The 25068-nt window shown below is 63.3% G+C and carries 24 protein-coding genes; 12 read left to right on the top strand and 12 right to left on the bottom strand.

What is annotated here, in order from left to right; genetic code table 11:
- Nucleotides 1-60 precede the first annotated feature (60 nt).
- Genes dhaK through dhaM form a run of 3 tightly spaced genes read left to right on the top strand, consistent with a single transcriptional unit; the run spans nt 61 to nt 2131 of the window.
- Nucleotides 61-1056, top strand: coding sequence for a dihydroxyacetone kinase subunit DhaK (gene dhaK / locus HKK80_RS06630; RefSeq protein ID WP_411798825.1), 996 nt, complete (start codon nt 61-63; stop codon nt 1054-1056).
- A complete protein-coding gene (gene dhaL / locus HKK80_RS06625; RefSeq protein WP_411798824.1) occupies nt 1053-1754 on the top strand; it encodes a dihydroxyacetone kinase subunit DhaL in 702 nt (233 codons plus the stop codon). The genes dhaK and dhaL overlap by 4 nt, the downstream gene beginning before the upstream one ends.
- Nucleotides 1754-2131, top strand: coding sequence for a dihydroxyacetone kinase phosphoryl donor subunit DhaM (gene dhaM, locus HKK80_RS06620; protein WP_411798823.1), 378 nt, complete (start codon nt 1754-1756; stop codon nt 2129-2131). Before dhaL ends, dhaM begins: the two co-directional genes overlap by 1 nt.
- A 21-nt stretch (nt 2132-2152) precedes the next feature.
- Here dhaM and HKK80_RS06615 read toward each other — a convergent pair whose 3' ends face one another.
- On the bottom strand, nt 2153-2503 hold the full coding sequence (locus tag HKK80_RS06615; protein ID WP_411798822.1) for a hypothetical protein: 351 nt from the start codon (nt 2501-2503) through the stop codon (nt 2153-2155).
- A 358-nt stretch (nt 2504-2861) separates the two neighbouring features.
- On the opposite strand from HKK80_RS06615, the gene thsB reads away from it, so the two are divergent.
- The 3 genes from thsB to HKK80_RS06600 all read left to right on the top strand — a co-directional run bounded on the left by thsB (nt 2862) and on the right by HKK80_RS06600 (nt 6025).
- Nucleotides 2862-4508 carry a thermosome subunit beta gene (gene thsB, locus HKK80_RS06610; protein WP_411798879.1) on the top strand — a complete coding sequence of 549 codons (1647 nt, stop codon included), beginning with the start codon at nt 2862-2864 and terminating at the stop codon, nt 4506-4508.
- A 217-nt stretch (nt 4509-4725) separates the two neighbouring features.
- Nucleotides 4726-4914 (top strand): hypothetical protein, encoded by a 189-nt coding sequence (locus HKK80_RS06605; protein ID WP_411798821.1) that lies wholly within the window; start codon nt 4726-4728, stop codon nt 4912-4914.
- Between the two features lie 73 nt (nt 4915-4987).
- Nucleotides 4988-6025 (top strand): ornithine cyclodeaminase family protein, encoded by a 1038-nt coding sequence (locus tag HKK80_RS06600; protein WP_411798820.1) that lies wholly within the window; start codon nt 4988-4990, stop codon nt 6023-6025.
- Here the strand turns inward: HKK80_RS06600 and HKK80_RS06595 are convergent.
- On the bottom strand, nt 6017-6238 hold the full coding sequence (locus HKK80_RS06595; protein ID WP_411798819.1) for a hypothetical protein: 222 nt from the start codon (nt 6236-6238) through the stop codon (nt 6017-6019). The two genes, HKK80_RS06600 and HKK80_RS06595, sit on opposite strands and share 9 nt — an antisense overlap.
- A 57-nt stretch (nt 6239-6295) precedes the next feature.
- On the bottom strand, nt 6296-9199 hold the full coding sequence (gene leuS, locus HKK80_RS06590; RefSeq protein WP_411798818.1) for a leucine--tRNA ligase: 2904 nt from the start codon (nt 9197-9199) through the stop codon (nt 6296-6298).
- Between the two features lie 318 nt (nt 9200-9517).
- On the opposite strand from leuS, the gene HKK80_RS06585 reads away from it, so the two are divergent.
- The 3 genes from HKK80_RS06585 to HKK80_RS06575 all read left to right on the top strand — a co-directional run bounded on the left by HKK80_RS06585 (nt 9518) and on the right by HKK80_RS06575 (nt 11933).
- Complete coding sequence (locus tag HKK80_RS06585) at nt 9518-10297, top strand: glycerophosphodiester phosphodiesterase (RefSeq protein WP_411798817.1); 780 nt, start codon at nt 9518-9520, stop codon at nt 10295-10297.
- 99 nt (nt 10298-10396) lie between these two features.
- A complete protein-coding gene (locus HKK80_RS06580; protein ID WP_411798816.1) occupies nt 10397-11143 on the top strand; it encodes a bacteriorhodopsin in 747 nt (248 codons plus the stop codon).
- A gap of 88 nt (nt 11144-11231) precedes the next feature.
- Nucleotides 11232-11933 carry a V-type ATP synthase subunit D gene (locus tag HKK80_RS06575; RefSeq protein ID WP_411798815.1) on the top strand — a complete coding sequence of 234 codons (702 nt, stop codon included), beginning with the start codon at nt 11232-11234 and terminating at the stop codon, nt 11931-11933.
- 571 nt (nt 11934-12504) lie between these two features.
- On the opposite strand, the gene azf is transcribed toward HKK80_RS06575, so the two are convergent.
- The gene (gene azf, locus HKK80_RS06570) at nt 12505-13299 is read right to left on the bottom strand and encodes an NAD-dependent glucose-6-phosphate dehydrogenase Azf (RefSeq protein ID WP_411798814.1); all 795 of its coding nucleotides are present in this window, start codon (nt 13297-13299) and stop codon (nt 12505-12507) included.
- A gap of 142 nt (nt 13300-13441) precedes the next feature.
- Between azf and HKK80_RS06565 the strand changes: the two genes are divergently transcribed.
- Together HKK80_RS06565 and HKK80_RS06560 are read left to right on the top strand one after the other, a co-directional pair.
- On the top strand, nt 13442-13792 hold the full coding sequence (locus HKK80_RS06565) for a dihydroneopterin aldolase family protein (RefSeq protein WP_411798813.1): 351 nt from the start codon (nt 13442-13444) through the stop codon (nt 13790-13792).
- Between the two features lie 71 nt (nt 13793-13863).
- A complete protein-coding gene (locus HKK80_RS06560; RefSeq protein WP_411798812.1) occupies nt 13864-14280 on the top strand; it encodes a DUF5790 family protein in 417 nt (138 codons plus the stop codon).
- Between the two features lie 33 nt (nt 14281-14313).
- Here the strand turns inward: HKK80_RS06560 and HKK80_RS06555 are convergent, their stop codons facing one another.
- From HKK80_RS06555 to thiE, 4 genes are read right to left on the bottom strand one after another with little or no spacing between them, the layout of a single operon-like run.
- Nucleotides 14314-15042, bottom strand: coding sequence for a creatininase family protein (locus HKK80_RS06555; RefSeq protein WP_411798811.1), 729 nt, complete (start codon nt 15040-15042; stop codon nt 14314-14316).
- 44 nt (nt 15043-15086) lie between these two features.
- Nucleotides 15087-16070 carry an aminopeptidase gene (locus HKK80_RS06550; RefSeq protein WP_411798810.1) on the bottom strand — a complete coding sequence of 328 codons (984 nt, stop codon included), beginning with the start codon at nt 16068-16070 and terminating at the stop codon, nt 15087-15089.
- Between the two features lie 59 nt (nt 16071-16129).
- A complete protein-coding gene (thiM, locus tag HKK80_RS06545; RefSeq protein WP_411798878.1) occupies nt 16130-16966 on the bottom strand; it encodes a hydroxyethylthiazole kinase in 837 nt (278 codons plus the stop codon).
- Nucleotides 16953-17621 (bottom strand): thiamine phosphate synthase, encoded by a 669-nt coding sequence (gene thiE, locus HKK80_RS06540; RefSeq protein ID WP_411798809.1) that lies wholly within the window; start codon nt 17619-17621, stop codon nt 16953-16955. The genes thiM and thiE overlap by 14 nt, the downstream gene beginning before the upstream one ends.
- Before the next feature lie 103 nt (nt 17622-17724).
- On the opposite strand from thiE, the gene HKK80_RS06535 reads away from it, so the two are divergent.
- Nucleotides 17725-19143 carry an MATE family efflux transporter gene (locus tag HKK80_RS06535; RefSeq protein ID WP_411798808.1) on the top strand — a complete coding sequence of 473 codons (1419 nt, stop codon included), beginning with the start codon at nt 17725-17727 and terminating at the stop codon, nt 19141-19143.
- A gap of 61 nt (nt 19144-19204) precedes the next feature.
- On the opposite strand, the gene HKK80_RS06530 is transcribed toward HKK80_RS06535, so the two are convergent.
- The 4 genes from HKK80_RS06530 to HKK80_RS06515 form a co-directional block, all read right to left on the bottom strand.
- A complete protein-coding gene (locus HKK80_RS06530) occupies nt 19205-19537 on the bottom strand; it encodes a helix-turn-helix transcriptional regulator (RefSeq protein WP_411798807.1) in 333 nt (110 codons plus the stop codon).
- Nucleotides 19534-20013 (bottom strand): hypothetical protein, encoded by a 480-nt coding sequence (locus HKK80_RS06525; RefSeq protein WP_411798806.1) that lies wholly within the window; start codon nt 20011-20013, stop codon nt 19534-19536. The genes HKK80_RS06530 and HKK80_RS06525 overlap by 4 nt, the downstream gene beginning before the upstream one ends.
- The gene (locus tag HKK80_RS06520) at nt 20010-20276 is read right to left on the bottom strand and encodes a hypothetical protein (RefSeq protein ID WP_411798805.1); all 267 of its coding nucleotides are present in this window, start codon (nt 20274-20276) and stop codon (nt 20010-20012) included. Before HKK80_RS06520 ends, HKK80_RS06525 begins: the two co-directional genes overlap by 4 nt.
- A 116-nt stretch (nt 20277-20392) precedes the next feature.
- On the bottom strand, nt 20393-24850 hold the full coding sequence (locus tag HKK80_RS06515; RefSeq protein WP_411798804.1) for a PAS domain S-box protein: 4458 nt from the start codon (nt 24848-24850) through the stop codon (nt 20393-20395).
- Nucleotides 24851-25068: the final 218 nt, after the last annotated feature.

The raw sequence follows: 25068 nt of genomic DNA, 5'->3' as shown, positions 1-25068 counted from the left end.
TTACCTGCCAGATTCGGAGAATTAACCTTTAGTCTATCACGGTCGATTGCGATAGTGCGTATGAAGAAACTCATCAACGATTCTGACGACGTTGTCGACGAAATGCTCGACGGAATGACCGCCGCCTACCCGGAGATGCGGCGACTCCCTGACACACAGGTACTCGTTCGGGATGACGCGCCCGTCGACGGGAAGGTCGGTGTCGTCTCGGGCGGCGGCAGCGGCCACGAGCCGACCCACGGCGGCTATATCGGCGACGGCATGCTCGACGGGGCGGCCGCCGGCGACGTGTTCTCCTCGCCGACCGCCGACGAGTTCGAGGCCCTGCTCGACGCGACCGACAGCGGCGAAGGGGTACTCGCCGTCATCAAAAACTACGAGGGCGACGTGATGAACTTCGAGACCGCCATCGAGATGGTCGAGATGGAGGGCACCGACGTTGCCACGGTCGTCGTCAACGACGACGTTGCTGTCGAGGACTCGCTCTATACATCGGGCCGGCGCGGGGTCTGTGGGACGATCCTCGTCCACAAGGCTGCCGGCGCGAAAGCCGCCGCGGGCGCGGATCTCGACGAGGTTCAGCGGGTCGCCCAGAAGGTCGTCGACAACGTCGGCACGATGGGGATGGCACTCACCTCCTGTGTGACGCCCGAAAAGGGTGAAGCGACGTTCGATCTGCCCGACGACGAGATCGAACTCGGGATCGGGATCCACGGCGAGCCGGGCACCGAGCGCACCGACGTGATGTCGGCCGACGAGATCACCGAGGAACTCACTGAGAGCGTCCTCGACGACCTCGACCTCGACGAGGGCCAGGAAGTCGTCACCATCGTCAACGGGATGGGCGGCACGCCGCTGATGGAGCTGTTCGTCGTCAACCGCAAGCTCCAGGAACTCATCGGCGACCACGGCCTCGAAACGTGGGACGCGTGGGTCGGCGACTACATGACCTCCCTGGATATGGAGGGGGCGTCGATCACGGTCTGTGCGGTCGACGACGAGCTCAAAGAGCTGCTCGACGCGCCGGCTGATACCCCGGGTCTGACAGTCCAATGAGCGGGGACGCAGCTGCTGTCGTCGCCGCCGTCGAAGCCGTCGCCGAGCGTATCCAGGCCGAACGCTCGCATCTGACCGACCTCGACTCCGCCATCGGTGACGCCGACCACGGCGGCAACATGGCCCGTGGCTGGGCCGAAGCCGCCGACGCCGTCGCTGATCTCGACGACCCGGATGTCCAGACAGTCGTCAAGACTGCGGGCAAGACCGTCCTCTCGGAAGTCGGTGGTGCGGCCGGGCCGCTGTACGGCGGCTCGCTCGTCTTCGCCAGCCAAGAGTTGGAGGGCGGCATCACGCCGGAAACCGCGGTCGCCTTTGCGGAGACCTACCTCGAAAAGGTCAAAGACCGCGGCGACGCCAGCGTCGGCGCTGGGACGATGGTCGACGCGCTGACGCCCGCCGTCCACACGTTCAAGAAGTCCATCGAGACCGACGACCTCCCGCCGCTGGAAGCGTTCGCCAAGGCGGTCGCGGCCGCTGAGGCTGGCGTCCAGTTTACCGTCCCGATCCGGGCGAGCAAGGGCCGCGCCTCGTATCTCGGCTGGCGGTCGGTCGGCCACCAGGATCCCGGCGCGACGAGCACGCTGTATATCATGGAGGAACTGCTGGAGACGGCAGCCGACGAACTCGACAGTGAGGTACCGGATGTCGACGCCTCGTCGCCGACGATCCCGGATGCGGAGGCCGCGGAGAACTGATGGTCGGACTCGTTGTCGTCTCTCACAGCGCGACAGCCGCCGAGGGGATCGTCGAGGTCGCCGCCGAGATGGGCGGCGAGACGGCGATCGAAGCCGCCGGCGGTGACGACGGTGGGGTCGGCACCAACGTCGACCGCATCAGCGACGCGCTGGCCGCCGCCGACGATGGCGACGGCGTCGTCGTTCTCGTCGATCTCGGCAGCGCGGTGATGAACGCCGAGGTCGCCATCGAGATGCATGACGGCGAGGCGATCATCGCCGACGCGCCGGTGCTCGAAGGCGCGGTCAACGCCGCTGTCGCCGCGACCGATCCAAAGGCGACGCTGGAATCAGTGGTTGAGCAGGCCGAGGCCGCGGCTGACCTCAGCAAAACCTGACGGGGTCGCCGGCTCCGTTTTTTAGACGCCGGGGATCCCGAACGCGCCGATCCCGAGGCTGAGGAGGCTGTTTGCGACAAAGATGATGCCCAGTGCGGCGAGCCACGCGATCAGGCCGATGGCTCCGGCGGTACCCCAGCCGCCGGGATACCGCCAGTTGATGACGCCGACCCAGACGACGAGGGCGATGAGTGGGCCGATCAGCGGCACCCACGAGGTGAGCGCCCAGGCGATCGCGCCGAGCAGCGCGGTGATGACCGCGTGTCTGTAGTCGTCGACATCGACGATGGCGCGGGCGCTGATGAAGATCGCTAAGCCGCCGATGAGGAGGGCGATCACAAACGAGACGAGGCCGCCGATAACAGGAACCATACCTACTGATTCGCTTGTGGGCGTATGTATGTGTGCACTGGGCTCCTGTCGTCGATCCCCGTTTGCGGCTGTCATCGGTGTCTTCGTTCGACAGGTGTCAACGCCGAGAACTCGGCCTCCCGCCTGTTGTGGCTGCTTGGTCAATATATAAACCCAACCGAATCGCTGGGTGTCGGTTTAGATAGATCCGTGATAACACGGCTCATGAAACTCAGATTCCCCGTCGCTTGCTGTGTGTTTTTCGAACTCGACTTCGATGCGCTCGCTCGTTGATGACGCCGACGAACAACACATTTATATAGAATCACAAACAATCAAGCGGTGAACTATGAGTCAGCGCATGCAGCAGGGCCAACCGATGATCATTCTCGGAGAGGACTCTCAGCGCGTCCAGGATAAGGACGCCCAGCAGTACAATATCTCGGCCGCTCGGGCGGTCGCCGACTCCGTCCGGTCGACACTCGGACCGAAAGGGATGGACAAGATGCTCGTCAGCTCGACGGGCGATGTCACTGTCACCAACGACGGTGTCACCATCCTCACCGAGATGGATATTGACAATCCGACCGCCGAGATGATCGTCGAGGTCGCCGAAACCCAAGAGGACGAGGCCGGCGACGGGACGACCACCGCGGTCGCCATCGCGGGCGAACTCCTGAAGAACGCCGAAGACCTCCTCGAACAGGAGATCCACCCGACGGCGATCATCAAGGGCTTCCATCTCGCCAGCGAGCAGGCCCGCGAGGAGGTCGACAACATCGCCGAACCTGTCGACCCTGACGACGAAGCTCTCCTCAAGAAGGTCGCCGAGACCTCGATGACCGGTAAGGGCGCGGAGCTCGAAAAGGACGTACTGGCCGATCTCGTCGTCCGTGCTGTCCAGCAGATCACCGTTGAAGCCGACGACGGCTCCCACGTCGTCGACCTCCAGAACCTCAACATCGAAACGCAGACCGGTCGCTCGGCGGGCGACAGCGAGCTTCTCGTCGGCGCGGTTATCGACAAAGACCCTGTCGTCGACGATATGCCGACCGAGATCGACGACGCCGATACGCTGCTGCTCAACGAAGCCATCGAGATCGAGGAGGCCGACGTTGACACGCAGGTCTCGATCGAATCCCCCGACCAGCTCCAGAACTTCCTCGACCAGGAGGAAGAACAGCTCAAAGCAAAGGTCGACCAGATCGTCGAGAGCGGTGCCGACGTGGTTTTCTGTCAGAAAGGCATCGACGACCTCGCCCAACACTACCTCGCCAAGGAGGGCGTGCTGGCGATCCGCCGGACAAAGAAGTCCGACATCAAATTCTTGAAGAACGTCCTCGGCGGCAGCGTCGTCTCCGACCTCGATTCGCTGACGGCCGCCGACCTCGGCAGCGGGTCGATCAGCCGCGACGAGGCAGACGAACTGTTCTACGTCGAGGGCACCGGCGGCGAGGTACACGGCGTGACGCTCCTGCTGCGTGGCTCGACCGACCACGTCGTCGACGAGCTTGAACGCGGGATCAACGACGCGATTGACGTTGTCTCGACGACCGTCTCCGACGGCCGTGTGCTCGCCGGCGGCGGCGCGCCCGAGGTCGAACTCGCCTCCCGGCTCCGCGATTACGCCGACAGCATCGAGGGCCGCGAGCAGCTCGCCGTCGAGGCCTTTGCCGACTCGCTGGAGCTTGTTCCCCGCGTGCTCGCCGAGAACGCCGGGCTGGACTCCATCGACTCGCTGGTCGATCTCCGCGCCGAACACGAGAGCGGCGACACCCACGCCGGGCTTGACGCCACAACCGGCGACGTGACTGACACCTTCGACGCCGGTGTCGTTGAGCCAGCCCACGCCAAAGAGCAGGCACTCGCCTCCGCTGCTGAGGCCGCGAACCTCGTGCTCAAGATCGACGACATCATCTCCGCCGGCGATCTCTCGACGGACAAAGAGGACGACGAGGGCGGTCCCGGCGGTGCTGGCGGTATGGGCGGCATGGGCGGTATGGGTGGCATGGGCGGCGCGATGTAAGCGAGGCGAGAAAACGCGAGCCGCAGGCGAGCGGCAAATCGCCTCGCTGTCGAGCGGGCGGCCGGCGACGCCGGCCGCTTCTAACGTGGCGGCTTCGCCGCCACGCGGGCGAAGCCCGCGAGACTAAGTTCGGCCAACAGCTACTCCACGATTCACTCTCTCGAACCGCCGCGGCTAACCGGAATCGATTTTTTGCTGGCCGAGAGACGACAAGCCGATGCTCAGTCGCCTTCGTCACCTCGCCAAACGTGGGGCACTCCTCGCTGTCGGTGTCCCGCTGTTGGTGCTCGTCGTCGGTGTGGCCGTCCTCGTCCCGTTGGTCTGGCTTGCGGTGACTGCGTTCCTCCTGTGGCTGGTTCGTCGCCAGCGACGCCGCATCACACAGTTGGAAGTCGACGCCGCGTAGCGACTGCCGGCACCCGAACAAACCGTGGCCGACGCGGCCCAACTGTTACTACCTCACGCTCAAAGGGTAAGCCATGCAGACGCTCTTACTCGACAGCGACGACGTACGGGCGAACGCGCCGCTGCCGGCCGTGATCGACGCCGTCGAAGCCGCCTTCGGGGCCGACGAACGCGGCGACACCCAGATGCCGGCGAAATCCTATATCGATCTGCCGCAGTACAACGGCGATTTCCGGTCGATGCCGGCCTATCTCTCGGTCGACGCCGACGCGCCCGAAGCCGCCGCGAGCGAGGACTGGGACGCCGCGGGTATCAAATGGATCAATGTCCACACCGACAACAGCGAGCGCGGCTTGCCGACCGTGCTGGGGACGATGATCTACTCCGATCCTGAAACCGCCTTTCCGCTGGCGATCATGGACGGCCGCGAGTTGACGCAGCTGCGTACCGGCGCGGCCGCCGCCGTCGCCACCGACCATCTGGCTATCGCGGAGGCAACCTCGCTCGGCCTCGTCGGCGCGGGCGTCCAATCCTACACCCAGCTTGAAGCGATTTCGACGGTTCGACCGATCGAGGAGGCCGTCGTCGCCGATCAACGCCCCGACCCCGTCGCCGATTTTATCGCTCATTTCGAGGATCGCTTCGACGTGCGGGCCGGCGAGATCAGCGACGCAGCCGCCTGCGACGTGCTCTCGACGGTCACGCCGGTCGAATCACCCATCGTCGACCGCGCCGACGTTGGCAACCACACCCACATCAACGCCATCGGCGCGGATGCGGCGGGCAAACACGAACTCAGCGATCAGATTCTGCTGGACGCGAAACTCGTTATCGATGACTACGAGCAGACGACCCACTCCGGGGAGATCAACGTCCCCTACAGCGCGGGGACGCTGACCGACAGCGACATCTACGGCGCGCTCGGCGAGATCGTCGTCGGCGACAAAGCAGGCCGTGAGGCCGCTGATGGTATCACGGTCTTCGACTCGACAGGGTTGGCTATTCAGGACGTTGCCGCCGCTCGCGTCGTCTACACCGAGGCCACCGAAGCCGACAACGGCACCGCCTTCGACCTGCTCGGTCTCGGCGATGTCGAGGCGTCGCTACGCTGACGAACCGGTTTGGGAACGAACCGCCGAGACCGCCTTGCCGACGAGGACGACCGCGAGAAACAGCGGGAGCAGCGGGAACAACAGCGTGAGGATTCCAAGCAGGACGATCCAGCCGATCACATCCATGCTGGTGTCCTCGTGGCTGCCGTAGCCGGGCGTGACAGTTCGGTACACTGGCTCACGCAGGCCGCTATCCGATGCTGTGGAGGACATACAACAGCTACGCTTCGACAGGAGATAAGCAGGTGGTCGGATGGGGGATCGATCCCGCTACTCGATGTGGATCGCCGGCCGGAACGGCACCGCGCTCGACGCTTTGCCGCCCGGATCGTCGATGTCGTCGCCGTCCTCGGTGTAGACCGCCACCGCGGCGTCGTGTTCGCGTTCGAGGAAGGCGACCGCGGTCTCGTAGGTCGACCGTTCGTCGATTTCGGCCATCGCAGCGAGCGTCTCATCGTCAACGCCGCGGACGAGTTCGACGAGATCCCCCACGAGGTCGTTGACCGCGTCGCCGCGCTCGCGGAGGTCGGGATCCTGCATGACTTCGCCCATCACCTGTCCCACGTCGGTACCGACTTCTCGAACCGTCTCGAAGACCTCGCGTTTCCAGTCGGCGGCGACGTAGACCCGGATCGTTGCGGGATCCTGCTCGGTGACGGTGAGGATATCTTGGATGTCGTCGGCCAGCCGTTCGATCTGTCGCTCCTCGATTTCGGTGCGCGGTGACTCCCAACTCTCGTCGACCGCGGGCCACGGCGCGTCCTCGGCGGGCGTGTCGGTCAGCTGCTCGTGGAGTTCGTTCGCCATGAACGGAACGAACGGCGCAAGCAAGCGAAGTCTGGTTTCAAGCACATGGCGGAGCGTCCACTGCGCGCCGTCCCGATCCAGATCCGACCGCCGGCGGTACCATTTTAGGTGTTCTTCGAACCCATAGAAGGCGGCCTGTGAGGCGGTTCGGGTTTCGGCGTTGTCGAGGGCGGCAGTCACGTCGCTGATGGTCGTCTGGAGCTTCGACAGCAGCCAGCGGTCGATATGTTCGAGGTCGCCCTCGGGATCGACGCGGTCGGCTGCGGCCGCTGCGTCGTCGTCGATCAACTCTTGGGCGCGGTTCCAGAACCGCCGCAGTTGGTCTTCGACGCCTTCGACCTGCTCGGCTCGCCAGTCGTAATCCTGCCACGGTTCGGCGGAGTTGAGCAGGAAGAAGCGAACCGTGTCTGCGCCGTAGTTTTCGATGGCTTTGCCGGGGAGGACGACGTGGCCCTTCGAGGAGGACATCTTCTCGCCTTCCAGCAGGCCCATCCCCATGATCGTGATCCCCTCGGGCCACTCGGCCTCGTCGAACAGTTCGGCGTGGTGGAACAGGAAGAACGTCAGGTGATTCGAGATGAGGTCGTTGGCCGAAAACCGCTGGCTGACGGGGTACCAGTACTGCCATTCTGCCCGAAGTTCGAGCGCACGCTCGTCGGCCTCGCCCTCGACGGCCTCGTCGCCGTAAAACAGCGCGTCGAAAAAGTCGCGGTCGAGATCCTCAACTGGGATCTCTTCGAGGCGGTGGGCGATGGTGTAGTAGGCCATGTAGATCGTCGAGTCCGACAGCGGTTCGATGACGAACTCGTCGTCCCACGGCAGCCGGGTACCGAGCCCATAGTTTCGAATGCAGGGCCACTCGTTGAGCCAGTCGATGGTGTGGGTGTACTCCCCGCGGGTGTTCTCGGGTGTCGTATCCAGATTTTCGACGGCACGTTTCGCGGCCTCTTTCCAGTCCTCGTCGTTGTACGTGAGGAACCATGTGTCCTGGTAGGCGACGACGACTTTGCCGCCCGCACGGGAGATGACGGGCTCGGGGAAGTCGTACATCGCGCCGAAGGCACCCTGCTCGCGGTAGTTCGCGGCCAACTCGTCGCGGACGTTCTCGATCACTTCGCCGGCGTACTCGCCGTACTCCTCGTGGAGCGTTCCGGTGTGGAACTCCGCGTTGTACACGTCCTGGGTGACTTCCTCCAGTTCGGGGTCGGTGCTGTCGGTGATTTCCGCGGATTCGACGGCGTCTTTGGCGGGAATCTCGCCGTAGCCGTCGACATCGAGGATCGGCACCGGTTCGATAGCGTCGACTGCGGCGGGATCGATCCCGTAGGATTCTAGTCGCTCCGTGTCGGCTTTTGCCTCCTGCAGTGCGAGGTAGTCGTCGGGGCTGTGGGCCGGCACCGACATGACGACGCCGGTGGCGTTGTCGGGATCGACGAACCCCGCGGGGAGGATGATGATCTCGTCGCCGGTCACCGGGTTGGTGACGGTGTCGCCGACGACCTCGCTGCCGGGGAACTCGCGGTGGATTTCGACCTCGTGATCCTGCAGTTCGAGTTTTTCTGCTGCCTCAGTCGAGACGAGCCACGTTTCGCCGTCGACGGTGGCTTCGACGTAGGTCGCCTCCGTGTTGATGTAGGCGTTGGTGACGCCACGCACCGTTTCGGGTCGTAGCGTCGCCATCGGGATGACCGTCTCCCCGTCGTCGCCGTCACCGGCGCGAGTGAATTTGATCAGCGTGTACTCCTGATACTCCACGTCCTCGCCTTCCAGCAGGTCGTGGGTTGTCACCGGGTTCTCCTGTTCGGTGCAGTACTTGACCGGGTGGAGGCCTTTTTCGAGTCGGTCGCGCTCCTTCAGCGTCTCGTACTGCCACGTGATGAACTTGGAGTAGCGGTCGTCGTTGGTCGTAAACTCGCGCCGCCAGTCGATCGAGAGGCCGAGCGAGCGCATCCCCTTCTTGTAGTGCTCTTCGATGAAGTGGTGGGCATACCCCATCGGCGTTTCGAGGTCTTCGAGCACGTCGTCGTCGACGTTGTAGGTGTCCTGTAAGACGGACATTTGGGACTCCTCGCGTTTCTGGAGGCGTTCGACCGCGCCGATGATCGGCGTCCCGGTGACGTGCCACGCCATCGGGAACAGCACCTCGTCGCCCTGCTGGCGACGGTAGCGGGCGTACACGTCTGGCACGGTGTAGGTTCGGGCGTGGCCGATGTGCATACCGCCGCTGGGGTAGGGATAGGGAACCGTGATAAACGTCGTCTCCTCGTCCTCGGGGGCTGCCGCGTCGGTGGGATCGGGTTCATAGCGGTTTTCGGCGTCCCACCGCGCCCGCCACTCGGCTTCGAGTTCCTGCGGGTCGTAGTCCATACGGGCCTTTCTGTGGGTGTCGCGTAAAATAGCATCTATCCGGGCGCACACGACTCGGCTGTTGCTGTTGACCCTCGTCTCAAATCTGAACTGAATACTGTTCAGCGTATCGTGACTGGATCGAAACACCTCGAAAGCCCCACCCACGTCGGCGGATCAGGCAGCCGCAGTCGGGCGGGACTTTCGAGGTGTTCTCAATCCTATCGCACTAATCTGAACCACAGTACTCGGACGCATGCGACGCGGCTGTCGCTGCTGACGCCTAAGCCACCCAGTGACACCCACGAACTTAGGACTGCCCGCACCAACCCGATATCAATGCGTTCCACGTCGCCACAAGTGATCGCCCACCGCGGCTACGCCGCCGACAACCCCGAAAACACGATCGCCGCGATGCGGGCGGCCGCGAACGACGACCGAACGGACGCCATCGAAATCGACGCTCGCTTGACGGCCGACGACCGCGTGATCGTCTTTCACGACGACGATCTCTCGCGGCTGACCGACGCCCCGCCAGCCGTCAGCGACACGCCGATCTGGGAGCTATCCGACGACGAGATCAGCGGGTACACTGTCGCCGACAGCGACGAGTCGATTCCACTACTGACCGAGGTGCTGGCGGCGATTCCCGCGTCGACATCGGTCAATCTCGAACTCAAACATCCCGGCCGCGACGGCCTCCAATTCGGCGCCGTCGATGGCGACGCCGCCCGCGAGCGTGCGACCGACCGCTGGCGACCCTTCGTCGACCGCGCGCTCGACATTGCGACCGCGACCGATCACGACCTGCTCGTTTCGTCGTTTTACGAGGGCGCGTTGGCGGCGACCCACGCCGTCGATCCCGCTGTGTCCGTCGCGCCGCTCGTCGCTGACGATGTCGAGACCGGAGTCGCCCTCGCCGACCGCTACGACGCCGCGGCGATTCACCCGCCGCTGGATCTGGTGGTCGAGTCCAACCTCGTCGCTCGGGCACACGATGCCGACCGCCGCGTCAACGCGTGGACGGTCACGACCGCCGAGGAGGGACGCACGCTCGCTGCCGCCGGCGTCGACGGCCTCATCGCGGATACCCCCGGCGTGATCCCGGGACTGGTGTAATCGCATGCCGGTGTGGTCACCAGCCCCATGGGTGCCGATTCAACCTAACCAGTCTGGTAGTTGCTTTTTATATACTCGCCACATAACATAGTATGGATTATGGTTGGATACACACCAGGATCAGAAGGATTGTTCCTTTGGATCGGCACCGCAGGGATGGCCCTCGGACTACTGTATTTCCTTGGCCGAGGGTGGGGGGTTAAAGACACGAAACTGAAGCAGTTCTATGCGATCAACATCTTCGTCACAACCATCGCGTTCAGCATGTACTTCTCGATGGCAACCGGGTTCGGTGTGGCGAATGTGACGCTTTCAGGCGGCGAAGAGCTGCCCATCTATTGGGCGCGATACGCCGACTGGCTGTTCACCACACCGTTGCTCCTGTTGGACATCGCGTTGCTGGCTAACGCTGACCGCGAGACGATTTACACGTTGATCGGCCTCGACGTGTTCATGATCGCAACCGGGCTTATCGGCGCGTTCGCCGCCCAACCGGTCTACCGGATCGCCTGGTGGGGCATCAGCACGGCTGCACTGCTCGTCCTCCTGTACGTGCTTGTTGGCACGCTGAAAGAGGCGGCAGCAAACCAGTCCGATGCGGCCCGCAGCCTGACGAACACGCTGAAAAACGTCCTGATCGTGCTGTGGCTGGCCTACCCGGTCGTCTGGATCCTCGGCACCGAGGGCACCCTCGAGTTCATTCCGCTGTACACCGAGACGGCTGCCTTCATGGTGCTTGACCTGACGGCAAAGGTCGGATACGGCGCGTACCTCCTGCAGAACCACGACGTGCTGAAATCTGTCGGCAGCGGTGCGAGCGCGGGCAGTGCTCAGCCGGCCGACTGATCGACATCGCGTCGAACCGAACCTGCGGCTCATTTTTTCGAGCGAACTGAAAGGATTAACACCGTGGCCGCCAACAGTCCGGTAAGCGATGGCTGAGGACGTAAAACCGACACGCAAGAACCTGATGGCGATCGAGGATCGCATCGAGCTCTCCGAGCGCGGCCACGACACGCTCGAACAGAAGCGCGACGGGCTGATCATGGAGTTCATGGATATCCTCGATCAGGCCCAGGACGTACGCAGCGATCTGAGCGCGGATTACGAAACCGCCCAGCGCACGCTCAACATGGCGCGGGCGATGGAGGGCGACGTGGCGGTGCGTGGGGCGGCCGCCGCGCTGAAGGAACACCCGGAGATCACGATCCAATCGAAAAATATCATGGGCGTTGTTGTCCCGCAGATCGAATCCTCGAAGGTGAAAAAATCCCTCGACGAGCGCGGCTACGGGCTGCTCGGCTCCTCGGCCCGCATCGACGAGGCCGCCGATGCCTACGAGGAACTGCTGGAGACGATCATCCTCGCCGCCGAGGTCGAAACGGCGATGAAAAAGATGCTGACGGAGATCGAAACCACCAAACGCCGTGTTAACGCCCTTGAGTTCAAGCTGCTTCCCGATCTCTATGAGAACCAGGAGTATATCGAACAGAAACTCGAAGAGCAGGAACGCGAGGAGATCTTCCGGATGAAAAAGATCAAAGAAAAGAAAGAGGAAGCCGAGGCCGAGGAGGCTGCGGCCGCCGCGGAGGCCGACGCCGCTGCCGACGCCGCAGCCGCCACCGCCGACGAGTAGTCCGATCACCCACCCAGCCGGTATCTTTATTATCCCCAGCACACAAACAGTTGGTACCGTCTGGTGTCTCGGTTCTCAGTGTTGAACATGGTACGCCTGACTGTTGACACCAGACGGCTACTCTTGCCTGCACACCCTACCTGACCGACCTTTCCGGGTCTTTTTCTATCGCCGATCGATCACCGCAGGCGTGTCGCGTGCGGTTGCCGCAGTTTCGAGCGGCGCGCTCAGCGTGGCGGATCCCATCACGTATCCAACGATATGACCACCTCCAGTTATTAGAATTGATTCTGGGGTCAGTATTTTTATTAGTATTCCCCCAGTTGCGTTTAGGTACCGTCTGTGAATGGTGGTATCACTGCAGACGGGTACCATGTTCAACACTGAGAATCGAGGCACCACTCAGCCTTGATTCGCTGACCCCCCCCTTATCCCCCTACCCATTATTACCGGAGCCAGCCACCTCGTGTCGAGAGCCACGTCACTGCGCGCTTTGTCTCGCCGGTGGCTACAGTATGGAGCTGCTGCCGTATCATCGGGCTGTTCCGTACGGTTGGCGACGCGCTGTCGGCTACGCCTCCGATTCGTCTTTCGGTGTGCCGTCGAGGTGGTACTCCGCGGAGTTGTCCGTCGGCTCGTAGTCAAGCACGCGCCGGGTGTTCTCGATGGAGTAGTATTTGCGGTCGTTGTCGGAGATGCCGTAGACGATCTCAAAGCCGTAGTCGGCGATGATAGATCGCTCGAAGAGATGCGCACAATCCCGGTAGGAGAGCCACATCGCCTGGCCACGCTCGTAGTTGCGTGGTGGATGGCCCTCGGTGAGATTCCCGATCCGGACACAGACGATCGAGAGGTCGTGTTCGTCGTGGTAGTACCGCCCCAGCGTTTCGCCGGCGGCCTTCGAGACGCCATAGAGGTTGCTGGGTCGCTGGAGTTCGGTGCCGTCAAGGAGAAAGTCGTCGTCGGTGCGGTAGAGGTCGGGCTTTTTTGCGTCGGTTTCGTAGTTGCCGACCGCGTGGTTCGAGGAGGCGAAGGCGACCTTCTCGACGCCGACATCGACGGCGGTCTGCAGTACCGATTGGGTGCCATCGATGTTGTTGTGGAGGACGCTCTCCCAGGGGGCGTTCGGTCGCGGGTCGCCGGCGAGATGGATGATGACCGCACAGCCTTCGGCGGCGTTGCGCACCGCCTCCCGGTTGGTCACGTCGGCGACGTAGACATCGCTGTTGTCCACCCCATCGGGGAGTTTCGCCGCCGGAAGCGGCTCACGATCCAACAGCCGCCAGTCGTAGTCGGCGCCGATATTCCGGAGGATGGCCTGCCCGACACGACCGCCGGCCCCAGTCAGCAGCACAGATCGCGCCATTCATTCGGCAAAGGGAGGACGACGCGTAAGTAACGCGCGGTTCCGTGCCGATTTCATGGTGATTGTTAGCGTTTGCAGCCCCGTCGGCGTCGTCGCCCCACCGAGTCGACACGCCTTAGCCGCCGCCAACCGTGGTTGCGGTATGCCCACCGACACCGAGCAGGCGTGTTTCGAGGCCGGTATCAAATTCGGCTCGCTGTACCACCAGTTCGCCGGCACGCCCGTCAGCCCCGCCAGCACCCGAAGCTTGGAGACGGCGATGGCCGAGGCCATCGAGAATCAACCCTTTTGTGAGTCGGTCTCCGTCGCCATCGACGACGACCGCGTTGCCGACGCCACCGACCACGACAGCGGGTACACCGAGCTGACCGGGAGCCTGATGACCGTCGAGATGCGGATCGAGTACGAGGGTGTGACCGCCCGGACGCGCATGGAGATGGAGGATGGCTACCCGCTGATGAAGCTGGTCGCCGTCGACGAAGCCGGCGAGTGAGCCGACAGCACGGCGGATTTCACTTTCACTTTCGGGCTCGTTTTTAACCGCCCCCGCACCTAGCATGAACTATGAGTCAAGCCACCTTCGATGACGACGAGCTGTTCGGCGAGGCCGCCGCGGAGACACGGGAGGATGTCGAACAGCATCTGTCGGCGGCCCGTGAGGCCCTGCCGACGGCCGACGATATCTGGGAGACCGACGCCGACAACGTCCTCGGCGTGCTCAACGGGCTGAAATCCGCCCTCGATGTCGGCGAGGCACCGGAACACCTCCGCCAAGCAAAGAAGTGGTACACCCTCGGCGAACGCGCCGACGCCTTCGAGGACGCCGAGGATCTGGAGGCCGACATCGACGCCATCGAGGAACTGCTGGAAACTATTGAGGCCGCCCACGACGACGTGGGCGAGCTCACCGGCACCGTCCCGCAGCTCCGGGGTTCCCTCCAGGATGCCCACGACGACGCCGGCGATGACAGCGACGACTGAGCCAACACCCCGTGCTGTCGACGGCCGTTCTCGTTAGCGGTCGCGGCTGTCGACAGCAGCCAACAGATCGGCTAGCCTCTCGCCGCTGCGGGCAAGGAGTCGTTCGCCGAGATCGGCCGTCGCCGCGGTTGGATCACCAACAACGCCGTTGTCGGTGAACTCGTCGCTGTCGTGTGCGAGGTTGACGCCGGCGACCCACTCGCCCCACCCCTCGCTTGCTTCCTCGCGGGCGGTATCTAGTTTCTCTTCGCGGATCGCGTCGTCGTCGATGTGAGAGAGGAGGCTTGTTTCGACGGGGCCAGCGTGGCCCATTTCTTCTTCGGTGTCGATACTGTCGAACCAGGTGAACGCGACCGCGTAGGCCGCGTCCTCGCGTGAAATTGTGCCCGTTATCTCCCGGAGCGCGTCGGTGTTGCCGCCGTGGCCGTTGACGATGACGACGCGGTCGAAGCCGTGATGGGCGAGGCTGGCGACGGTCTCTCGAACATACGCCCGAAAGGTATCGGGGCTGACCCACAGCGTCCCATCGAAGGCGCGGTGTTCGGCGGCGACGCCGACCGGGATCGCCGGCGCGATCGGCACGTCAGCGCCGGTTCGCTTGCGGTAGGCTTCAACGCCGGTTTCGGCGACAGCGGCGGCAGTTTTGGCGTCGGTGCCGAGCGGGGCGTGGGGGCCGTGCTGTTCGGTACTCCCGGTCGGGAGCACCGCGAGGTCGCTTTCACACTCCTGTATCTCGGGCCACGTTGCCTCCGAAAGCTGCATACCGGGTGTGTGGGCCGGTGGTTCTTGAACGCCCCGCTCGGTTCTCAGGCCGGCAACTCGATCTCCTCGCCGTCGGCGTAGACGGTCGGCTCCCGGAGGATACCGTCGAGATGCAGCGGCGCGTCGGTCTCGCCGCCGATGGCAGCGTTGTCACCGATGGCGAGATGGACGGTGCCGGCGGCTTTCTCGTCGAGCAGCACCGAGCCGACGAGTTCGTCGACGCCGACGTTGGTGCCGATGCCCAACTCCGCGAGGTTGTAGGCGTCGCGGCCGACTTCTTCGGCGGCGGTTTCGATCTGGCTCCGGATCTCGTCGTCGCTGATCTCGGTCACATAGCCGTCTTCGACCTCGAAGGTGAGTTGCTGGCCCTCATCGAGCAGGCCGTGGGGTCGCATCGTTCCGTCGACGACGTAGGTGCCGGTCGCGCTTTCGGGGCTGACGAAGATCTCGCCGGCCGGCAGGTTCGAGAAGCCGCCGTCGTCGTGGACGATCCCGGTGTCGAGTAGCCACTCGCGGTCACCGATCTCGACGGTGATGTCGGTGCCCTGCGGCGAGGTGACGCGGATCTCGTCGGCATCTGTGACCTGTTCGTGGAGGCTCTCGCTGTGGGCTGCGATCGCCTCGTAGTCGGCATCGAGGCCGGTGACGAACACCGATTCTGTGATCCCTGGGAGGGTCGCACCGCGGGCACCGTTCTCGCAGGCGTCACCGCGGGCGCGGGTGTGGCTGATGCTTTTCGTCGTCGGGGCGAGAAACACGTCGGCTGCGTTGAGGGCGGCGGCGACGGGTTCGGGTGGCTCCGCGCCGTGTTGGGGGCCGGGTGGGTAGCGGACGATCACCGGATCGTCGGTGATCGCGCTGGCTTCCGCATAGAGTGTCTCGCCGATTCGCTTTCGTTTGTCGTCGGTGACGATCAGGCAGGTCTCCTCGCTCCCGAGGTTGAGACACTGGGTGAGGGCGGTCTTGGCGGCCTCACGGAGGTCGGCGTCGCTCGGTTCGGTGTCGCCTGTGGCGTCGGCGGTGGGCATACAGTGGCTTGCCGCCGGCGGGGGTTAGCCCTTACTCCGATCGGCGTGCACTCCGCGGCTTACTCAATGCGTTCGACGCGCTCATCGAGGTCGACATCGAGGTCGCTGGCGGCCTCAGGTGTGAGATTCCAGATCCCGTCGAGAAGGTTCGTGTGGTAGCTTGCTGGCCCGCTGTACTCGCTGTCGGCTGCGCGCTCGCCGACCAGCCCGAAGGCCAGTGTCGCGTGCAACGCGGCCGTCAGCGTGTCGTCGACGCCGCCACAGAAGGTGGCGACCGCGCCGCCGAGGATACAGCCCGTACCGACAACCTCGCCCATCATCTCGTGGCCGGCATCGACGCGGTAGGCGGCGTCGGCTGTGGCGACGATGTCGGTCTCGCCGGAGGCGACGACGACGGTGTCGGCCGATTCGGCGACCGCCTGTGCCGTCTGTTCGATCTCGTCGTACTCGCCGACGGATTCGACGCCGCGCACCTCGGCTTCCGCGCCGGCGAGGGCGGTGATCTCACCGTAGTTGCCCTTGATCGCCGCGAACTCAACGTCGGCGAGCAGTCGCTCAACGAGTTCGTTGCGCGTCGGCGTCGACCCCATCCCAACCGGGTCGAGCACAACCGGGACGCCGAGTTCGTTGGCCGCGAGTCCGGTCTCGTAGATCGCTTCGCTCAGCGAGTCGTTGACCTGGCCCGTGTTGAGCAGCACCGCGCTCGCGCCGTGGGCCATCTCCGGGCCGTCGTTCGGCCCGTCGGCCATCACCGGCAGCGCGCCCCAATGGAGGGTGCTGTTGGCCACATCGTTGATCGTCACCCGGTTGGTGAGGTGTTGGATCAGCGGCTCGGTTGCCCGCAGCGTCGACAGCGACTCGGCGAGGGCGTCCGGCGACACGTCAGTCATCGGCAGCCACCTCTGCGTTTTCGACCGAGGTGTCGACCGCTTCGCGCAGCGCGCGCGTGGCAGCCGCCGGATCGTCGGCGGCGGTGATCGCGCTGATGACCGCGACGCTCGTCGCGCCGGCTTGGATCGGGCCGCTCGCGTTCTCGGGGGTGATCCCGCCGATGGCAACGACCGGGATCGTCACCGCCTCGACGATCTTGGCGAGCTGGTCGACGCCGAGGCCGTCGTCGGCTGTCTCGGCGTCTGGCTTCGAGTCGGTGCCGTAGACCGCGCCGACGCCGAGATAGTCCGCGCCGCTGATCGCCGCCAGCCGGGCCTCCGAGACCGTCGACACCGAGACGCCGATCGTCGCCTCCGGGCCGAGGATCTCCCGGGCCGTCGACACCGATGGGTCGGATTGGCCGAGGTGGACGCCGTCGGCACCGACCGCGTAGGCGATGTCGATCCGGTCGTTGACGATGAGGTCGACGCCGGCATCGCTCGTCAGCTCGCGGAGTCGCTCGCCGAGTTCGATCCGGTGTTGGGCCGAGGTGTCTTTTTCGCGGAGTTGGACGGCGTCGATGCCGCCCTCGATAGCCGCCTCGACGATGGTTTCCGTCGATCGGCCCGCAGAAAGCGACTGCTGTGTGACGAGGTAGGTGCGCCACTGATCGGGAGTCATGGGTGTGATTACCGTGTGATCGGTAAGCGACTTACGATTACCCGACCGTCTCATCGCCGCCGAAGCAATAGACGCAAACCCGCCGCTCACCAAGCCCGACCGAATGGTCGATCCCGCCCGCCCGGTTGCCGTTCTCGCCGCGCTGTTGGCCCGGCTGGGGATCATCGAGCGCGACCGTTTGACGGCGACGGTCGATCTCGCCTGGCCGCGGGTGATCACCGGCTTCGCCATCATGTCGAAACAGACCGCCGACCTTGCGATGGTCGGATCGGTGTTGGGCGCGCCAGCGGTCGCGGGGCTGGCCTTCGCCGGCGCGTACTGGACGGTTGGGAAGTTCGTCGCCATCGGCCTCGCAGGCGGGACGGTCGGGCTGGTCTCCCAGAACTACGGCGGCGGTGAGTCCGCCCGGGCCGCGCTGTTGGTCAAACAGAGCGTCTGGGTCGCCCTCGCGTTGGCGGTGCCCGTGGTCGCCGGCTTCGTCGCCTTCGCTGACCCGCTGATCGCGCTCCTGAGCGACGACGCTGCGGCGGTCGGCTACGGCACCACCTACCTCGGGATCGTCGCACCCGCACTCGCCTTCGAGTTTCTGAACATGATCGCCAGCCGCACCTACGCCGGCGTTAGCGACACCTTTACTCCGATGGTGGTGCGGGCCGGCGGCGCGGTGTTGAACGTCGCGCTCAGCGGCACGCTGATCTTCGGGTTCGGCTGGGGCGTCGCCGGCGCGGCGGTCGGTACCGCGGTGGCGACAGGGGTGGTGACACTGATCTTCTCGTGGGGCATGTTCGGCCGCGAGTACTTCGGCCGCGGTGCCAGCCCCGTCGCGCTCTCACTGGGCGGCCCGCAGTTCGATCGGGAGCTCTTGACGCAGCTGCTCCGGGTGTCGACGCCGCTGATCGCCCGCCGGGTCTCCCAGGGGCTTGCCACCTTCCCGCTGCTGGCGATCACCGCGAGTTTCGGCTCGGCGACGGTGGCCGCCCTCGAAGTCGGCCGCCGGGTGCGAAACATCGCCAACAGCACGAGCTGGGGGCTGTCAATCGCCTCCAGTACGCTCGTCGGGCAGGAACTGGGTGCGGGCGAGGAGGGTGAGGCGACGGCCTACGGCACCCAGATCATCACGCTCGCCGCCGTCATCCACCTGTTCGTCGCCGCGGGCGTCATCCTGCTTGCCGAGCCGACAGCGACCCTCTTTGTCGATGAGCCGGCGGCAGTCGCGTTGTCGGCGACGTTCATCGCTGTCTCGGCGGTCAGCCTCGTCGCCATGGGCATCGATGGCTCGGCGACGGGCGCGCTCCGTGGGGCTGGCGATACGCGGATCCCGTTTTATGCCTCGTTGGTCGGCCTCTACGTATTCACGCTGCCAGTGGCGTATCTTGGGACGGTGACGGCACTCGGCGAGACGGCGCTGTACGTCGCGTTGGTGCTTGAAACGGGAGTGCCGGCGGCGGTGACGCTGTGGCGGTTCCGAACTGGGAAGTGGCGGGCGGTGAGTCGTGACTATCGGCCGGAAGCAGAATCTTGATGTGTGAAGCTAGCTAATTAATACGATTAAACTACACAGAGTCAAATCAGTCGAAACCATATTACTGCTGGAGTCGGCTGTCGGCTTGGAGTGCCTCTATCTGAATTCGTCTTTTGGCCTGTGTCCGTTGCCAATAGTGACGGTTTTTCATCGCAATCACTGCCATTTGTGTTAGTGTATAAGTATTTGTTCGTTTGTCGATCTCTGATTTTTCGATGTACTCCATATCAACCAATCTGTTGAGATTCTGGTAGACCCGGCCAGTGTTGACGTCCTCGTCGTAATACTCCTCAAGGCCGCGTTTTATCGCCAACCCATAGGGCGTATCAAGATCCGCCACAACGTAGAGTATATCGCGCTGAAATGCAGAAAGATGCTTAAGCGATGTATTCATTGATCAGACGCCTCCTGCCCGGAGTTGGTGGTTCGTTCTTGTAGTACCGCCACAGCGAGGTACGGCTTCATATTGGCAGTCTTTGCAGTTGCCGTTATTTGCTGGTGTTCGAGATCATAGGAGATGTAGCCCTCAGCATCAAGTTTCGGCAGATGTCTGTTGGTAAACGCCTGGGTGACCTCTTGACGGGTTGCTTTCGATTCGGAGCCCGTATCTGACTGTGAGAAGACGTAATCGAGCAGCTGACTGAGTGTCACGGTCGGGCCAGCAGACAGTAGATGTGTGATTACGATTCGGCGACCCGGATGGGCAAGTAATTTGAAGGCTGAGTCTGGACAGAACTCTGCCCCATCGGGCTCATCAGAGAGCACCCCACAGTCGGCAAGAACACGGATCGTTGCCGGTGCAACATCGTCGAACGGAATCGCGTCAGTGGACGGTGGTGCTGCCCCGGGAGATGTATCGGATCGGCTCATCGATCCTCCACAGCAGTGATCTGGTCACGAAACAGCACATCAGCCGACTCTGTCTTCAGTGTGGTTGCCAGCGTGATGTCTGCCAGTCGTTCCAGTCGTGCGATGCGGTTGGTTGTCAGGCTGCTCTTGGATATAGGTCTCTCTGTGCCCGCCGCTTGCTGTTGTGCGGCGTGAAAAAACGCAGCCAGCACTTGGTTGTACGACTCGGTCGGTAGTTTTCGGGCGCGTGGTTCGGCCTCGGAGGACATGAGGGAATACAACATAGTAGTATACTTCACCTGTCGTCCGAATATACGGTGGATCGAGAGAAAGAGCCCGATATATCAGGGCAGCTCGATATCGAGCGATGGCGAGGCATGCCGAATGGGGCTCCGAAGAGTCAGGCGTTATCTGGCCAAACCGAACCGTCATCAAAAAGAACCGTTGCGACCCGTTGTTCGGCTTCGCGCAGGTGTTCGTGGACGGTCGACTGCGAGATATCGAAGAGTTCGGCGAGGTCGTCACCACTGATCTCCTTTGGCTGCTCGTAGTAGCCCTCTCTGTATGCTGTCCGGAACAGTTCGCGCTGCCGGTCGGTGAGGGCGTCGGTGATCTGGGTTCGCTGGGTGAGCAGATCCGTCGATGCTGTGGTTTGTTTCGAGATGAGTTGGCAGTCGAGTGTCTCCCGTAGTCTGTCGGTGATATCTCCCACCACCCCCGGCCGATGACTCTCGATCTGAACGGTCTCACTGGCCGGGGTGCTGTGGAGGGTCACGATATCGGTGGCATGTTGGTTCAGCACCTCGAAGAGCTGCTGGGTTGGTGCTCGGGCGGTGAGTGTGAGTCGAACCGCGGCGAGAACGCTGTCGGTGTCGTCTTGGTCGGTTGCGACCTCGAACCCGGAGAGCCCCGGCGTTTTGTCGACATACCGTTCAAACTGGTCGGCGGTAGTCGCCGCAACCTGCAGGGTAAGTCTACGGGTGTCGCTGTCGATGGTCTCGATTGTGAGCACCTCGACCGTTACGTCGTCGGGCAGTGACGGAAAGACGGGTCGCTCCGCGACGAACAGTAGTTCGAAGACAACCGCCTCCCGATTCGATCCTATCGGTTCGGCACGATCGAGTTGATCGAGTCGGATCGCCACGGCCCGACAGAGCACACCCAGCATCTCTCTGGCCTGTGTGTCGAACCCCTCCGTGTCGGTGGCTGTCACCTCCAGAACGCCGTGGATGGCCCCACCGTCACAGATCGGCAGGGCCACAGCAGACTGATAGCCGTAGGTCAGCAGCTGACGCCCCCAGTTCGACTGCTGCCGTATCGATCGCGTGTTTTCGGTGTAGACCGGTTCGCGGTCGACGGCGGCGGCAAGCATCGGCGGTCTGCGGCCGGTTTCGCCCTCGCTGGCGACGGTTGTCGCCGGGCCGCCGGTGGAGCTGACGACCGTCGGTGTCACCGTCTCCGCCTGTGGCTGGTAGGTGCCAACCCACCCGTACGCCCAGTTGGTCTCACAGAAGTCGGTGAGCGTCTCGAACAGTTCCACCCGTGATTCACCGCTCATCACGGTCTCGATCGCCGAAGTATAGCTCTCTAGCAGCGTGCGCTGGCGAGAGATTTCGGTCTTCAACGTCTCGGTGTCGGCTCTGAGGTCGTCGATCGAGGCCTTCTGTCGGGCCTGCCGGAGACCGACCGCCAGCGTATCGGCCGCCGATTCGAGAAATTCGGTTTCCTCAGTCGATGGGCTGTCGGCGGTGAACGTGGCGACGAGCAGCCCATCCGACCCGATCGGAACCGACACGACACCCGAATCCGACACGGTCACCGCCCCCTCGGTAAACGCTCGCCAGCGGTCGTCGTCATCGATCGTGATCCGGGCTGGATGCGGGGAATCGGCCGCAGGCGCACTCGACTTGTGTGCGAGAACCGTCTCGGTCTCGTCCCATATGTAGACGCTCACGGCTGTCACCGGGAGTCCATCGACAATCGCCTGCGAGCCGATGGTACACACCTCGTCGGTTGTTCTGGTCTGCAGGAGTTCGTCACCGATCTTGTAGTGGGCTTTCAGCCGCTGGAGCCGTTCGACCGCGGCTGTTGCCTCCTCCAACTCCGTCACGTCGTTCGAGACGGAGAGCACGGCGGTCTCGTCGACATCGACCGCCTCAAACCCGACAGTCCACGTCTCGAAGAGACGCTCGTCGCCATCGACGCTGGTCAGGGCGGTTCCCCACGTGTGGATCGACTCGCCGGGCTCGATCGACGCTGTGTCCGTCTCACCGGCCGCCATCTGCTCTGGGTCGACGACAGCGATATCGGTATCTGTGCTTCCCTCGAGGTCGGCGATGGTCGTATCGTAGGCGTCTGCGAGTGCCGCGTTGGCGAAGATGAGCTCGCCCGTCTGATCCGTTGCACAGATGAGCTGTGGCACAGCGTCGATCACGTCACGGAGCTGCTGTCGTTCGTCCTCCGCCGTCTCGCGGGCCTGCTGTAGCTGGGTGGTGCGGTCACGTAGTGTCAGTGCCGTCTCAACATGGTCGACAAGAATACCGAGGAGATCGCGTTCCGTCTCGGTGATGTCGTCCGGCGTCGTGGAGGCGACGATGAAGACGCCATCGTCACCCACGGGGAGATGAAGCTCCGATCGGAGCACCGTGTCGGGGTTATAGCAGTCGTCACGCTCGGTCACATCCGGGTAGTACGCCGATGTACCCGTCTCGACGGCAGTCCAGACGAGCCCATCACCGGCCTCGAACGCCGGCTGATCGTCGAGGACTGTCGTTGCCGCTGTCGACACCGATTCCGGCCGCAATCTGTCGTCGTCGCGGCGGTAGTAGGCAACAACCGGGAGCGAGAGCGTCTCGGTGATCGCTTCGACCGCCGTTTCGATGACCGCCGTCCGATCCTCGGCGAGCATGAACGTCGACACCGTCTCGCGTATCTGCTGAAGCTGCCGCTCGCGCTCTTTGCGCTCGGTAATGTCGACCACGTATCCCAGTCGGTGAGTGATCTCGCCGTCATGTCTGATGTTTTTCGTGTAATCAAGCACCCATCGAACGGTTCCGTCAGGGGTAACAACCCGATACGGGTCATGACTGAACTCGTCGATCTCCCCGCTGCTGCGTTCGACGACTTCTTTCGATACACGCTCGTAGTCCTGATCGTGAATGATATCGGCGTAGACCATCGCTCCGGACTGGAACTGGTCGGGTGTGTAGCCGAGCACGTCTTCGATATTCTCAGAGACGTACTTGACCGGCCACCCTTCGGCGTCTCGCCATTTGAAGACGACTGCGGGGCCCTGTGTGAACATATCCCGCTCTTCTTTTAGCTGCTGTTCGTACGTCTTGCGGTCGTCGATATCGAGGTGGATGCCGACAGCCCGAAGCGGCTCGCCGGCATCGTTCCGCTCAACGACCCTGCCGATGTCACGAACCCATTTCCACCCTCTAGCCGCAGTTTGCATCCTGTGTTCGGTGTCGTAATAGTCAGTGTCACCCGCAATGTGAGCGTCAAGTGCCGCGGTCACCGCATCGATATCCTCGGGATGCACCCGCTGTTCCCATGTGTCCAAGCTCGGTTCGATATCTTCGAGTGACAGCCCGAGCATTTCGGCCCACTGCTCGTTGAACTCCACCTGATTCGTGGTCATATCCCAGTCCCAGATGCCAAGATTTGCCCCTTCAACGGCAAGGTTGAGTCGCTCAGTGAGTTCGCGGAGTTCTTGCTCCCGTTGTTTGCGTTCGGTGATATCGCGGTTGACACAGACGAGCCCGCCATCGGGAAGCGCGGTCAGCGAAACATGCTGTTCGACGGGTGAGCCATCGGCCCGCTGACCGGTGAGTTCGCCGTTCCACGAGCCGGTTGTCTCGACCACTGGCAGCACCTCAGATTCGATATGTGCCTGCTGGTCGTCGTCGTAGATCGCCCGCCACGTCTTACCGAGGAGGTCGTCCGGCTCGTAATCAAAGATCGCGGCGTGGGCCTCGTTCATGTAGGTGTACGCCGACGACGGCGAGAGAATCGAGATGCCGGTCAGAGCGGTATCCATCGCCATGGCCTGTCGCTGAAGATCTGTCTCCCGGGCGAGTCGATCGGTAGCATCCTCGAACATCTCAACAAGATGCTCGCGCCCATTGATACTGGTCGTGATCGCATTGTAATCGACCGGCGGTGACGACCCATCTCCGGTAGCGATGGTCACCGCCTCGCCGTCGCCGGTCGCTGGCCGCTGTATCTGACCGGTTTCGACCGCGGCATCGAGGAGCGTCTCGTCGGTGTCAGTAGCCGATTCGGCGCGGAGCTCGGTCGGCGAACACCCGACGAGCGCGGAGCGTGGCTGGTCGAACAACGACACCGCCGCGCTGTTGACCGCAACCACAGTCTGGGTGTCGACCACGGAGACGACAACTGGAATTGGCAGTTCGATTCCAGCAACGTCGGCCGGCGTTGGCGGCACCGATCGCTCGGCTGGCGGTGTGGTCGTGGCGACCCCCGTGGCAGCCGCGATTGTGCGAAGCTGTGAGCGAATCTGTGCTGGCGGGCTCTCGGCGTGAATGTAACTCGCTTGAACAGGGAGTGCCGCCGGATCGATATCGGTCGTCGACCCGGTGTCGACCACAAGTACCCACTCGCCGGCCTGCAGGTCGGTCGTCGGAACGGCGTCGCTCGCGACGGCTGTCGCGGTGCAGGCGATCAGCCGCGTCGCAGCACCGTCCCGGCCGGTCGACGGCGACCCGCTGGCGTCGTCACCAAGTGCGGTCGACCCAAAGACCGCCGCTATCGGGTCACGAAGGAGGTCACGGACAGTGTCGCTGCCGGGACCAACACACCGAACTGCGACCGAGTTGTGTTCAGCTGTTTGCATAGGAGACTGGAGATTGGTTACCGTTCCGAGGTGGGCTGATCGGCCGTGAACAGTTGGATTGCTGATAGCATTATTGTATGGATAACACAGAAACGTGCTCAGCAGATATAATACTGTCCACGTCTGTTCCCCTTACTGGCGTAATACGTTGTATCTCTGTAACCTTATCACTCACAATGAAACGAATACAGAGCACATGAGAAAGAACGTGAGGCTGA

The sequence above is a fragment of the Halonotius sp. F2-221B genome (genome assembly GCF_046719765.1).
Lineage (GTDB): Archaea > Halobacteriota > Halobacteria > Halobacteriales > Haloferacaceae > Halonotius.
Note: the sequence above shows the minus strand (reverse complement) of the source record. Positions and strands in the feature narration are given on the sequence as shown.